Origin of the sequence: Pseudomonas sp. 2725, from assembly GCF_050434585.1 — a bacterium.
GTDB lineage: Bacteria > Pseudomonadota > Gammaproteobacteria > Pseudomonadales > Pseudomonadaceae > Aquipseudomonas > Aquipseudomonas jessenii.
On the sequence record NZ_JBNDIV010000005.1, the window covers coordinates 577,774 to 589,784 of the forward strand.

Annotated in this window: 13 protein-coding genes and 4 tRNA genes; 5 read left to right on the forward strand and 12 right to left on the reverse strand. The window is 58.3% G+C overall.

All coding sequences use genetic code 11. The features are described from left to right. Nucleotides 1–101: 101 nt before the first annotated feature. The 6 genes from clpP to ABIE16_RS17430 all read right to left on the reverse strand — a co-directional run bounded on the left by clpP (nt 102) and on the right by ABIE16_RS17430 (nt 3,005). Nucleotides 102–737: an ATP-dependent Clp endopeptidase proteolytic subunit ClpP gene (clpP, locus tag ABIE16_RS17405; RefSeq protein WP_090456702.1), complete on the reverse strand. Its 636-nt coding sequence runs from the start codon at nt 735–737 to the stop codon at nt 102–104. A gap of 93 nt (nt 738–830) precedes the next feature. Then, nucleotides 831–2,141 carry a trigger factor gene (gene tig / locus ABIE16_RS17410; protein WP_057714092.1) on the reverse strand — a complete coding sequence of 437 codons (1,311 nt, stop codon included), beginning with the start codon at nt 2,139–2,141 and terminating at the stop codon, nt 831–833. A gap of 385 nt (nt 2,142–2,526) precedes the next feature. Then, a tRNA-His gene (locus ABIE16_RS17415) sits at nt 2,527–2,602 on the reverse strand. A gap of 77 nt (nt 2,603–2,679) precedes the next feature. Then, nucleotides 2,680–2,764: transfer RNA gene (locus ABIE16_RS17420), tRNA-Leu, on the reverse strand. 56 nt (nt 2,765–2,820) lie between these two features. After that, a tRNA-His gene (locus ABIE16_RS17425) sits at nt 2,821–2,896 on the reverse strand. 32 nt (nt 2,897–2,928) lie between these two features. After that, nucleotides 2,929–3,005, reverse strand: a tRNA-Arg gene (locus tag ABIE16_RS17430). 274 nt (nt 3,006–3,279) lie between these two features. Here ABIE16_RS17430 and folD point away from each other — a divergent pair. Further along, entirely contained in the window at nt 3,280–4,134 is an 855-nt protein-coding gene (gene folD, locus ABIE16_RS17435; RefSeq protein ID WP_429521648.1) for a bifunctional methylenetetrahydrofolate dehydrogenase/methenyltetrahydrofolate cyclohydrolase FolD, read from the forward strand. 235 nt (nt 4,135–4,369) lie between these two features. Further along, nucleotides 4,370–5,308 (forward strand): D-alanyl-D-alanine endopeptidase, encoded by a 939-nt coding sequence (pbpG, locus tag ABIE16_RS17440; protein WP_429521649.1) that lies wholly within the window; start codon nt 4,370–4,372, stop codon nt 5,306–5,308. A 58-nt stretch (nt 5,309–5,366) separates the two neighbouring features. On the opposite strand, the gene ABIE16_RS17445 is transcribed toward pbpG, so the two are convergent. The 3 genes from ABIE16_RS17445 to ABIE16_RS17455 form a co-directional block, all read right to left on the reverse strand. Then, nucleotides 5,367–5,582: a hypothetical protein gene (locus ABIE16_RS17445; protein WP_057714090.1), complete on the reverse strand. Its 216-nt coding sequence runs from the start codon at nt 5,580–5,582 to the stop codon at nt 5,367–5,369. A 17-nt stretch (nt 5,583–5,599) separates the two neighbouring features. Continuing rightward, nucleotides 5,600–5,806: a DUF6021 family protein gene (locus ABIE16_RS17450; RefSeq protein ID WP_057714089.1), complete on the reverse strand. Its 207-nt coding sequence runs from the start codon at nt 5,804–5,806 to the stop codon at nt 5,600–5,602. A 93-nt stretch (nt 5,807–5,899) separates the two neighbouring features. Beyond that, nucleotides 5,900–6,628, reverse strand: a complete 729-nt coding sequence (locus tag ABIE16_RS17455) for a peptidase C39 family protein (RefSeq protein ID WP_223504055.1) — start codon at nt 6,626–6,628, stop codon at nt 5,900–5,902. Between the two features lie 179 nt (nt 6,629–6,807). Here ABIE16_RS17455 and ABIE16_RS17460 point away from each other — a divergent pair, with 179 nt between their 5' ends. Beyond that, complete coding sequence (locus tag ABIE16_RS17460) at nt 6,808–6,975, forward strand: hypothetical protein (RefSeq protein ID WP_167362872.1); 168 nt, start codon at nt 6,808–6,810, stop codon at nt 6,973–6,975. 78 nt (nt 6,976–7,053) lie between these two features. On the opposite strand, the gene ABIE16_RS17465 is transcribed toward ABIE16_RS17460, so the two are convergent. Further along, nucleotides 7,054–7,803, reverse strand: a complete 750-nt coding sequence (locus ABIE16_RS17465; protein WP_150812570.1) for a TerC family protein — start codon at nt 7,801–7,803, stop codon at nt 7,054–7,056. Between the two features lie 29 nt (nt 7,804–7,832). Next, complete coding sequence (locus tag ABIE16_RS17470; RefSeq protein ID WP_150812569.1) at nt 7,833–8,075, reverse strand: hypothetical protein; 243 nt, start codon at nt 8,073–8,075, stop codon at nt 7,833–7,835. Between the two features lie 135 nt (nt 8,076–8,210). On the opposite strand from ABIE16_RS17470, the gene nhaR reads away from it, so the two are divergent. After that, nucleotides 8,211–9,110 (forward strand): transcriptional activator NhaR, encoded by a 900-nt coding sequence (gene nhaR / locus ABIE16_RS17475; RefSeq protein ID WP_057714085.1) that lies wholly within the window; start codon nt 8,211–8,213, stop codon nt 9,108–9,110. 5 nt (nt 9,111–9,115) lie between these two features. On the opposite strand, the gene ABIE16_RS17480 is transcribed toward nhaR, so the two are convergent. Beyond that, a complete protein-coding gene (locus ABIE16_RS17480; protein WP_090456711.1) occupies nt 9,116–10,270 on the reverse strand; it encodes an MFS transporter in 1,155 nt (384 codons plus the stop codon). Between the two features lie 452 nt (nt 10,271–10,722). Here ABIE16_RS17480 and sstT point away from each other — a divergent pair, with 452 nt between their 5' ends. Continuing rightward, complete coding sequence (gene sstT, locus ABIE16_RS17485) at nt 10,723–11,955, forward strand: serine/threonine transporter SstT (RefSeq protein ID WP_223503368.1); 1,233 nt, start codon at nt 10,723–10,725, stop codon at nt 11,953–11,955. Nucleotides 11,956–12,011 lie beyond the last annotated feature (56 nt).

Sequence of the window (12,011 nt, forward strand, 5' to 3'; positions counted from 1 at the left end):
AAATCCGATAGGCTTGCAACACAAGATGAAGGCTATTGCGGGCTTTTTCAAGCCCGCCGGTGATCGGACCCGCCGACCAACCTTATTTTGAGCTGCTTATTTTAAGCGGGGCGCTGGGTGATCACTTCATCGATCAAGCCGTACTCACGCGCGGCGTCTGCACTCATGAAGTTGTCGCGATTGGTATCGCGCTCGATTTCTTCGAGAGTGCGCCCGCTGTGCTTGGCCATCAGCGTGTTGAGACGCTCACGAATGAAGAGGATTTCCTTGGCATGGATTTCGATATCCGACGCCTGACCCTGGAAACCGCCCAGTGGTTGGTGAATCATCACACGCGAGTTCGGCAGGCAATAACGCTTGCCAGGTGCACCGGCCGTCAGCAGGAACGCGCCCATGCTGCACGCCTGACCGATACAGGTGGTCGACACGTTGGGTTTGATGAACTGCATGGTGTCGTAGATCGACATGCCCGCCGTCACCGAACCGCCCGGGGAGTTGATATAGAGATGGATGTCCTTGTCCGGGTTTTCCGCTTCAAGGAACAGCAGTTGCGCACAGATCAGGTTGGCCATGTAGTCCTCTACGGGGCCCACCAGAAAGATCACCCGCTCCTTGAGGAGACGCGAGTAGATGTCGTAGGCGCGCTCGCCACGAGCGGACTGCTCGACAACCATCGGGACCAGGCCGCCGGCGGCCTGGATATCAGAGTTCTGCTGAATATACGAATTACGGAACATGCTCTGCAGTCACTCCCAAATAGTTATGTCTTGAATACGCATAAGCCAGCTCGAAGGCTGGCTTATGGTGTTTGCTTCTTACCGCAAAAGTGATCAGTCGGCTTGTGGTGCTTCTACCGGCTTGACTGCTTCTTCGTAAGAGACCGATTTGTCGGTCACGCTAGCTTTCTGCAGAACAGTATCCACAACTTGCTCTTCCAGCACAACCGAGCGAACTTCGTTCAGTTGCTGGTCGTTCTTGTAGTACCAGGACACAACTTGCTCAGGTTCCTGGTAGGCCGAAGCCATTTCCTGAATCATCTCGCGAACGCGGGTTTCGTCAGGCTTGAGGTCGAATTGCTTGACCACTTCAGCCACGATCAGACCCAGTACTACGCGGCGCTTGGCCTGCTCTTCGAACAGCTCGGCCGGCAGTTGGTCAGGCTTGATGTTGCCGCCGAACTGCTGAACAGCCTGCACGCGCAGACGGTCAACTTCGTTGGACAGCAGAGCCTTTGGCACTTCGATCGGGTTGGTGGCCAGCAGACCGTCCATTACCTGATTCTTGACCTTGGATTTGATCGCCTGACGCAGTTCACGCTCCATGTTCTTGCGAACTTCGGCGCGGAAGCCTTCCAGACCGGTTTCCTTGATGCCGAATTGAGCGAAGAATTCTTCGGTCAGTTCTGGCAGCTTTGGCTCGGAAACGGTGTTGACGGTCACGGTGAACTCGGCGGTTTTGCCAGCCAGGTCCAGGTTCTGATAGTCCTCTGGGAAAGTCAGGTTCAGAACGCGTTCTTCACCGGCTTTGGCGCCAACCAGGCCATCTTCGAAACCAGGGATCATGCGGCCGGAACCCAGAACCAGCTGGGTACCCTTGGCGGAACCGCCAGCGAACACTTCACCGTCGACCTTGCCGACGAAATCGATGTTCAGCTGGTCTTCGTTTTGAGCAGCGCGATCGGCCACTTCGAAACGGGTGTTCTGCTTGCGCAGGATGTCCAGCATCTTGTCCAGATCGGCATCAGACACGTCAGCGCTCAGGCGCTCTACGGTGATACCTTCGAAACCGGCAACGGTGAACTCAGGGAACACTTCGAATACGGCTACGTATTCCAGGTCCTTGCCCGCCTCCAGGGATTTTGGCTCGATCGAAGGCTGACCAGCCGGGTTCAGCTTCTGCTCAACCACAGCTTCGTAGAAAGAAGACTGGATCACGTCGCCTACAGCTTCCTGGCGAGCGTCAGCACCGAAACGGCGCTTGATTTCGCTCATTGGCACTTTGCCTGGACGGAAGCCAGCAATCTTGGCCTTTTGGGCGGTCTGCTGCAGACGCTTGTTGACCTGGCTCTCGATGCGCTCAGCCGGCACGGTGACGCTCATGCGGCGCTCAAGAGCAGTAGTATTTTCAACAGAAACTTGCATGGATATTCCTCGTTGCACAGACGTTAGCCGGCCGTTTCCGACCCCAGAATCAAGGGCATGCATTCTAGTGGGTCAAACTCAAGAAGTCACCCTACTGAAAACGGGTAAAAACGCAGCAGGCAATTTATAGGTGCGAATGCACGAATGCACCTCGCCCCGATGGCAAATACAACCAATCACGCCAGGGCTCTGCGCCAACCTTTCCCTATATAGAGAAGGTCGCCAATCATCTCCCTGACAGCCGATCTCGCAAGCAAGGCCGGCGGGCAGGACAGCATCATCGAGAAACATAAATACGACGAAACGCCCACCCCTGCGACCCGGAACCTGCGGCCGCCGAAACAAAAAAGGCGCCAGACTTTTCAATCTGGCGCCTTTCGAAATATGGGGTGGACGATGGGGATCGAACCCACGACAACGGGAGTCACAATCCCGTGCTCTACCAACTGAGCTACGCCCACCATATTGCCTGTTAAAGAAGCCAAACAACTTCTTTATCAAGCTCCAGCCAGGCCAAGTGCCTGAATGAAGCTTTATTTGGTGCGGATGAAGAGACTCGAACTCTTACGCCTCGCGGCGCTGGAACCTAAATCCAGTGTGTCTACCAATTCCACCACATCCGCGGATGAAGCCTTTAAAGCAAAGGCGCCAGACTGTTAATCTGGCGCCTTTCGAAATATGGGGTGGACGATGGGGATCGAACCCACGACAACGGGAGTCACAATCCCGTGCTCTACCAACTGAGCTACGCCCACCATATCGCGCTACTTGTGCCAAAGCTGCCTAATGGCGCACCCGGCAGGACTCGAACCTGCGACCATCCGCTTAGAAGGCGGATGCTCTATCCAGCTGAGCTACGGGCGCCTTGTTAGCTGTAACCTTGGAGGACTACAAACTAAGTGCTTTCCAGTCTTGCAGAATCGTAATCCTGCTCAACCTTCCTAACCAGTGCTAGGCTGTGCCCGACAAGTGCGACGAATAGTATAGAGCCCCCCGAAGGTCGTCAAATCCTTTTTAAAAAAAATTCATTTAATTAAAGGAGTTAGGGGAATTTGCAGACCAAGCGCCTTTGCCCTCACCGCATGACATGCGAGAATGCGTTCTCTTTTTTTCCCCTCTCGATGGTTAATCACGCGCAATGACTGCACAACTTATCGACGGCAAATCGATCGCCGCCAGCCTGCGCCAGCAGATCGCCCAACGTGTCACCGAGCGTCGCCAGCAAGGCCTGCGCACGCCCGGCCTTGCGGTGATCCTGGTCGGCAGCGATCCTGCCTCTCAGGTTTATGTCTCGCACAAGCGTAAAGACTGTGAAGAGGTCGGCTTTCTATCCCAAGCCTATGACCTGCCTTCCGAAACCACTCAAGAAGCGCTGACCGAGCTGATCGATCGCCTGAACGGCGACCCTGCAATCGACGGCGTTCTGCTTCAACTTCCGCTTCCCGAACACCTGGACGCCTCCAGGCTGCTGGAGCGCATTCGTCCGGATAAAGACGTCGACGGTTTCCATCCTTATAACGTCGGTCGCCTGGCCCAGCGCATTCCACTTCTGCGCCCATGCACCCCCAAAGGCATCATGACCCTGCTGGAAAGCACCGGTGTCGACCTTTACGGGATGGATGCCGTGGTTGTCGGCGCATCCAATATCGTTGGCCGCCCGATGGCGATGGAATTGCTGCTGGCCGGCTGCACCGTGACGGTCACCCACCGCTTTACCAAGGACCTGGCCGGCCATGTCGGCCGTGCGGATCTGGTCGTCGTCGCCGCCGGCAAGCCGGGCCTGGTCAAGGGCGAATGGATCAAGGAAGGCGCGATCGTGATCGATGTCGGCATCAACCGCCAGGACGACGGCAAGCTGGTAGGTGACGTGATCTACGAAACCGCCCTGCCCCGCGCTGGCTGGATCACCCCGGTACCGGGCGGCGTAGGCCCGATGACCCGTGCCTGCCTGCTGGAAAACACCCTGTACGCCGCCGAAACCCTGCACAGCTGAGTTTCAACGCGCACGCTGTCAGCGTGACAAGGAACCCCGCCCTGGCGGGGTTTTTTTTGCCTGCGAGAAACACCGACCGCCCGCCGGAAAATGACTTTTTTTTCATGTTTCTCAGGACTTTCACCTGTTACTTGAACAACCATCGACAGTTATTCAGCCATACTCCAGAATGACGCGCTTTTCAGGAAACAGTCCGTTACAGAACGGCTTATCAACACTTTATGAGTCTGCCAGCGTGAATATCCGTCTTTCCATCCTGAACCTATTTTTTGCAGTTGCAGGGACTCTCATCACGCCCTTCGCCAGCGCTGGCGAAACCACCGCAGCACCGCGAGACACGAAGACACTCAAGCTCGCTTCCGGCAGCTCCTTGCTGCTGGACATGCAGACCAACAAAGTCATCTACGCCAGCAATCCTGACGTGGTGGTGCCGATCGCTTCCGTCAGCAAGTTGATGACCGGCCTGGTCGTGGTCGAGTCTCGGCAGAACATGGACGAATACATCAACATCAACATCAGCGACACACCGGAAATGAAAGGTGTGTACTCCCGGGTCAAGCTCAAGAGCGAACTGCCGCGCCGGGAAATGCTGCTGATCGCCCTGATGTCATCTGAAAACCGAGCCGCTGCAAGCCTGGCCCACCACTATCCGGGTGGCTATGCCGCGTTCATTGCTGCAATGAACGCCAAGGCCCGGGCCTTGGGCATGACCAATACCCATTTCGTCGAGCCGACCGGTCTCTCGCCGCGCAACGTTTCGACCGCTCGCGATTTAAGCAAACTGTTGATCGCCGCGCACAAGTACCCGCTGCTGACCGAGCTGAGTACAACCAAGGAAAAGACCGTTTCGTTTCGCAAGCCGAACTACAGCCTGGGTTTCCGCAACACCGACCATTTGGTCCGCAAGCCGGATTGGGACATCCAGCTGACAAAAACCGGCTTCACCAACGAGGCCGGCCACTGCCTGGTGCTGGTGACCCGGATGGCTAACCGCCCGGTGGCCTTGGTGATCCTTGATGCCTACGGCAAGTACACCCACTTTGCCGATGCCACGCGCATGCGTAATTGGGTAGAGAGCGGAAAGAGCGCGGACGTGCCTTCCGTAGCCTTGCAGTACAAGGCAGACAAGAACCTCAAGCAGCGGCAGAGCGGCGTGGTAGAAGCATCGAAGTAACCTTGCTGCAAACGCATGAAAAAGCCCCGGACATCCGGGGCTTTTTTTCGTCGCAAAGTTAGTCGTTAGGCAGCGGCATCTGGTCGTCATCCGGGATACCGTCGCCGGTACTTGGATCTCTCCAACCCTTCGGCTTTTCAGTGGGCGCCACCGTTGGCCGTGCTAGGGGATCCCTCAACGGGCTGTCGGGATCCATCACCGGATCGGTGCTTTGCTCGGGGGTTGTGGGGACAGTTTCCGGACGTTTGTCGTCGAAACTGGAATCGGTAGACATACACACCTCCATTGGACCTAAGGCTTCAGATCACCCAGTGGATCGTAGGGCTTGGCCGGAGCCTTGGGGTTGTCACCCGGTTTCACGTCCCTCGGTGCCTTGGCGGGCCCGATCGGGTCGACCTGAGGATCGGCAAGGTCCGGGGAATCGGGATCGAAACCCAGCTCATTGCCAGACGAATGCTCGGATGAGTGTGGACCGACGGGCGTAGTTGAATGAGCCATGGGCGCCTCCTGTATCAAGGCCCGGAAAGATCCGGGCCTTTGCAGATTAGAGGCTGGCATCGGGCGCTGGTGCCCGGAGGGTGACGAACGGACTTACTGTGCGGCCAGGGCTTTTTTAGCTTTTGCAGCCGCCGGCTCCTGGCCTGCCTGCGCCAGATCATTGGCTGCCTTGAGCCAGCGTTGCTGATCGACCTGGGCGGGAATCTGCGTCGGACTCTGGATCAACACTGCCCAACCGCCGGCATCCTTGAACGCCGATTCAAAAGAACCGAAGCTCATCAACGTCCGCTGACTCATGCCTGCGCGCAGCAGCACGGTCTGCTTCTGACGGTTGTACCCGGTGAGAATCGCATAACGCGGTTCGGCCCACATCGCCGAGCCTTCGGTGAAACGCACCATCACCGGATAACCGGCCGCGACCTGGGTCAACAAGGCTGGCAAGGTCGCGTCAAGGGGATAGACCACCATCCCGTACTCACGCGCGAGGTTCACCATGTTCTGTTGCAGCTGGGCTTCGGCGCCCGGCAAATGCAGCGGTTTGTCGAGCAAACCTGGCGTAATCACGATGTTCTGCTGGGACAGCATGCTGGCCAGCACCTGCGGTCCGCTTTGATTGGCCACGCCCTTGTAGAAGCGGCCACTGAGTTCGACCCGCTCCGGCAGACGCTTGATCTCAGGTGCAACACTCCCGGCGCAACCGGCCAGCGCCACCACACATCCCGCCATCAGCGCCGCCGACAGCATTCGAGAAAATACCCGCACCATCATCACTCTCTTGTTCAGGCGCCAGGCAACAATATTCCCGGCAAGGCCGTTGATCATAGGACGCCGCGCGACAGCGGTATAGCCTTAACCGGCAGTTGTTTGCATTCGATAGAGCGAACTGGTTGGTGACTGCCGACTTTCGGTCAATAGCCTGAAATACAGCAACGGCTAGACTGTTCCTTGAAGAGACGACAGCGAAGCGTGAGTGCCCATTGAAGGGCAAAGAGGAGGCACCGATGAGCCTGACCATGATCATTGTAATGTTGGTTTGCGGCTGGCTGGCGGTAGCCGCCGCCATGCTGTGGGGCGTGCTGCGCATTACTCGCCGCCACCATCACCCTGTCCAGCCGGCGCCTGCGCAAGAAGCGGACAAGGCACCGAGCCAGCACGCCAACGCTCACTGACACCACCTTTATCCGAGACCAACAAAAACGGCCGCCTGCACTCCTTCGAGTTCAGGCGGCCGTTTCCTTTAGCGTGGGTCAGGCCTCAGTGGCTGCACGCTTCTGCCTGGAGCGACGGGACATCATGTTCAACACCTCGATCGCAGCCGAGAATGCCATGGCCGCATAGACGTAGCCTTTCGGTACATGGGCGCCAAAGCCTTCGGCAATCAGCGTCATGCCGATCATGATCAGGAAGCCCAGGGCCAGCATCACCACTGTCGGGTTGTCGTTGATGAACTTGGCCAGCGGATCAGCCGCCAGCAACATCACCAGTACCGACACCACCACCGCGATGACCATGATCGGCAAATGCTCGGTCATGCCGACAGCGGTAATGATGCTGTCGATGGAGAACACCATATCCAGCATCAGGATCTGACCGATCGCGGCCGCGAAGCCCAGGGTCACGGTCGAGGTCGCCGACTTCGGATCTTCCGGTGCCGGGTCCATGCTGTGATGGATCTCGGTGGTCGCCTTCCACAACAGGAACAGGCCACCGGCAATCAGGATCATGTCTTTCCAGGAAAACGCGTGGCCGAGGATCTCGATCACCGGATTGGTCAACTGGACGATGAACGCGATGGTGCTCAGCAAGCCCAGACGCAGGATCAACGCCATGCCGATACCGATGCGTCGTGCCCGCTGTCGATTGTGCAAGGGCAGCTTGTTGGTCAGGATCGAGATGAAGATCAGGTTGTCGATGCCGAGCACGATCTCCATCACGATCAGGGTGGCAAGGGCGACCCAGGCGGTGGGGCTGGCGGCAAGTTGTAAAAGGTAGTCCATGGGTCAGTCCTGACTCGTTGTAATACGGTTTAGATTTCCTGGGAGGAAGATTCGGTTTTTTCCGAGTCTTTTTCCGATGATTCTTTTTTGCTGATCAATCCGCTGGTGGCGTCATTGAGTGCTTGCTCGGCGGCCTTGTGGGTATCGTCAATCGCCTGTTTGGCGCTTTCGGCAGCCTTGCCCATCAATTGTTGCGCGCTTTTCTCGGCCTGGTCGCAACCGGCCAGTACCAGTAAAGACGTGATCAGCAATGCCGTGGCTTTAAGCTTCATGATGCTTTCCTCGATAGAACGAACGGGACCTAAACGATGGCCCGTTGATAGCGATGCATTCTAGGGAAGTGAATACTTCAGGAAAATTCGTATTTTCAGCGGCTATACTTCGGTTTTTACGAACTGTAGATCGCCATGCTCAACTATCGGCAATTGCATTACTTCTGGGTGGTGGCCAAGACCGGCAGCATCGTGCGCGCCTGTGAGCAGCTCAATCTCACGCCACAAACCATCAGTGGGCAGATTTCATTACTGGAACAGACCTTTGGCATCGAGTTGTTTCGGCGTGTCGGACGGCAACTCGAACTCACCGAGGCCGGCCGGCAGGCACTGCCCTACGCCGAACAAATGTTTCAGCTGGGTGGCGAACTGGAACTGATGCTGCGGGCACAACCCAATGAGCAGCAGATCCTGTTTCGCGTCGGCGTGGCCGACGTGGTGCCCAAGTCCATCGTCTATCGCCTGATTGCACCGACCATGGAGCTGAGCGAACCGCTGCGCATCACTTGTCGCGAGGACAAGCTTGAACGTTTGTTGGCCGACCTGGCGATCCAGCGCCTGGACCTGGTGATATCCGACAGCCCCATGCCATCGCACCTGGACATCAAGGGCTACAGCCAGAAACTTGGTGAGTGCGGGATCAGCTTCTTCGCCACCCCAGAGCTGGCGGCCCGTTACGGTCACGACTTTCCGCGCAACCTGCACGGTGCGCCGCTACTGATTCCCGGGCCGGAAACCGTGGTGCGCAGCCGTTTGCAACGGTGGTTTGCCGAGCAGCAGATCCAGCCGCAAATTGTCGGCGAGTTCGACGACAGCGCCCTGATGCAGGCCTTCGGCCAATCCGGCAGCGGGATCTTCATCGGCCCGAGCGTGATTGCCGATGAGGTGCGACGCCAATATGGCGTGCAGGTGATCGGCCAGACCGACGCGGTGAGCGAGTCGTTCTATGCCATCTCAGTGGAACGCAAGGTCAAGCACCCCGGCATTGTCGCCATTACCGAAGGTGCCCGACGCGAGCTGTTTACCGAGTTTTAGGACACTCAGGCGCAGACTTCCCGGGGTTTGAAGGTCATCAGCGCAATGGCCAGCAGGATCGAGGCGAGGATGAACGCCGCAGCAGCGAAGCCAAGGCCTTGCAGGCCGACGCTGTCGATTACCCGGCCACCGATCATCGCGCCCAGACCGATACCGAGGTTGGCCCCGGCGATGTTCAGCGACGCGGCGAACGCTGGCGCTTCGGGCGCAGCTTTCATCAGGCGCACATGGCTGACCAGGAACAACGCTGCCTGGGTCACGCCCCAGATGCCCATCGCTGCTGCCAGACCCAGCGGCGAGTGGATGTTCGGCACCAGCGCCACCAGGCCGGCAATCATGAACGCACAGAACATCATCGACGCCATCAACGGATGACGATCCACCGCACGGCCACCCAGGGAGTTACCGATCAGCCCGACCGCACCAAAGCCCATCAGGCACCAGCCGACCACGGTGCCGTTGAAGCCGGCCAGGCGCTCAAGGATGTCCGCCAGATAGGTGTACGCGGTGAACATGCCGCTGAACACAATCACTGACAGCAGCACGTGACCGAGCATCAGCGGGCTGCGCAGGATCTTGAACTGCGAGCGAAAGCTCACCTGATGCTGGTGCAGGTTGGTCCTGGGCAGATAGATAAACAGCAGCAATGCCTTGGCAAAGGCGATGACCGCCAGAATCGCGAAGGCACTGCGCCAGCCGAACGCATCGGAAATCAGCGTGCCCACGGGAATGCCGAACACCGTGGCGCAAACGATGCCGAAGCCGATCTTGGCGATGGCGCGACCGGCGTAATCCGGCCCGACGATGTCCACCGCCGTTTCGCTGGCCAAAGCCCAGAACACTGGCAACCCCAGCGCCGGGATCAAGCGGGCAAACGCCATCACCCAGATGTTCGGCGCCAGCGCCGCGACCGTGTTGGCCAGACCAAACATGATCAGCACCGAGATGAACAACTTGCGACGCTCGAAGCGGGCGAAATACGCCGTCAGGAACGGCCCGAACGCGGCCACGGTGAAGGCGAACAGGGTCACCAGCAAACCGGCCTGCGGGATGCTGACCTCCAGGTCCCTGGCGATAGCCGGCAACAGGCCAACAATGATGAATTCCGTGGTCAGCACCGTGAAGCCGGCGGCGGACAACAGAAGAATGGGCAGCAGCATGCAAAACTCCAGAAAACGAAAACACCAGCGATAGCCCGAAGGCCCACTGGCAGACATGAAAATGAGGATGGCGAATCTTAACAGAGTGTTTTCGGATGCGGTTGCACGAACCTGCAATTCGCGTTGAAGACCAGGGTGGCAGTTCGTCACAGGTCTGAAAGATCGTTCCTGCGCTGTGATAAAGTCCGCGCCCTGAAAAACGTACACCCTGTGATCAATGCCGATCATTTAAGGGGCAAAACCTGTGGGAGCGAACTTGCTCGCGATGGCGGACCGTCAGACAACGCAAGTGTCGACTGTGCCAGCGTCATCGCGAGCAAGCTCGCTCCCACAAGGAATGCGGTGTTCTACACCCTGTATTCCCCTCCCGGTTTCCGGTCTGCGGCCTGCCCTGCTTGTTGCTGCAACTGCGACGAAACCATGCACTTATAAAAATTCAGAGATGCCGTTTTATGACAGCTTCATCCCCTTCTCTATTGCAACGCCTTAAACGCCTGAGCCTGGTCACACAGATCGTGATCGGCCTGATCGCCGGTATTGCCCTGGCGCTGATCGCCCCCGACATGGCGAAGTCCACGGCGTTCATCGGCAAAGTGTTTGTCTCGGCGCTCAAAGCCGTCGCGCCGATCCTGGTGTTCGTGCTGGTCATGGCGTCGATTGCCAACCACAAGCACGGCCAGGAAACCCACATCCGGCCGATTCTGTTCCTGTATCTGCTGGGCACTTTCGCCGCGGCCGTTGTGGCGGTGGTTGCCAGCATGACGTTCCCGTCGAGCCTGGTGCTGTCGACCCAGGACGTCGCGGTCACAGCGCCTGGCGGGATTGGCGAAGTGTTGCAAAGCCTGTTGCTGAGCGTGGTCGATAATCCGGTCAGCGCCCTGATGAATGCCAATTTCATCGGCATCCTGGCGTGGGCCATCGGTATGGGTATTGCCATCCGCCACGCCGGCGACACCACCCGTGAAGTGCTGGGCGACCTGTCCAATGGCGTGACAGTGATCGTGCGCCTGGTGATCAGCTTCGCCCCGCTGGGCATCTTCGGCCTGGTGGCCTCGACCCTCGCCACTTCCGGCTTCGGTGCGCTGATCGGCTACGCGCAGCTGCTGGCCGTGCTGTTGGGCTGCATGCTGTTCGTGGCGCTGGTGATGAACCCGCTCATCGTGTTCTGGAAACTGCGCCGCAACCCGTATCCGCTGGTGCTGACCTGCCTGCGCGAGAGCGGCATCACGGCGTTCTTCACCCGCAGCTCGGCGGCGAACATTCCGGTCAACCTGGAGTTGAGCAAGCGTCTGGGCCTGCACGAAGACACCTACTCGGTATCGATCCCGCTGGGCGCGACCATCAACATGGCGGGGGCTGCGATCACCATCACCGTACTGACCCTGGCGGCCGTGCACACCCTCGGCATCACCGTGGACGTTCCGACGGCGATCCTGCTGAGCGTCGTCGCGGCGATCTGCGCCTGCGGTGCTTCCGGTGTAGCCGGTGGTTCGCTGTTGCTGATTCCACTGGCGTGCAGCCTGTTCGGCATTCCGAGCGAAATCGCCATGCAGGTGGTGGCGGTCGGTTTCATCATCGGCGTGTTGCAGGACTCGGCGGAAACCGCGCTCAACTCGTCCACCGATGTGCTGTTCACCGCGGCGGCTTGCCTGGGTGAAGAGCAAAAAGCCGAACGCCTGGCCTGACCCCACAGGGGTCTGCGGTGTAAATGAAAAATGCGGCCCCATGAAAAAGCCCCCGC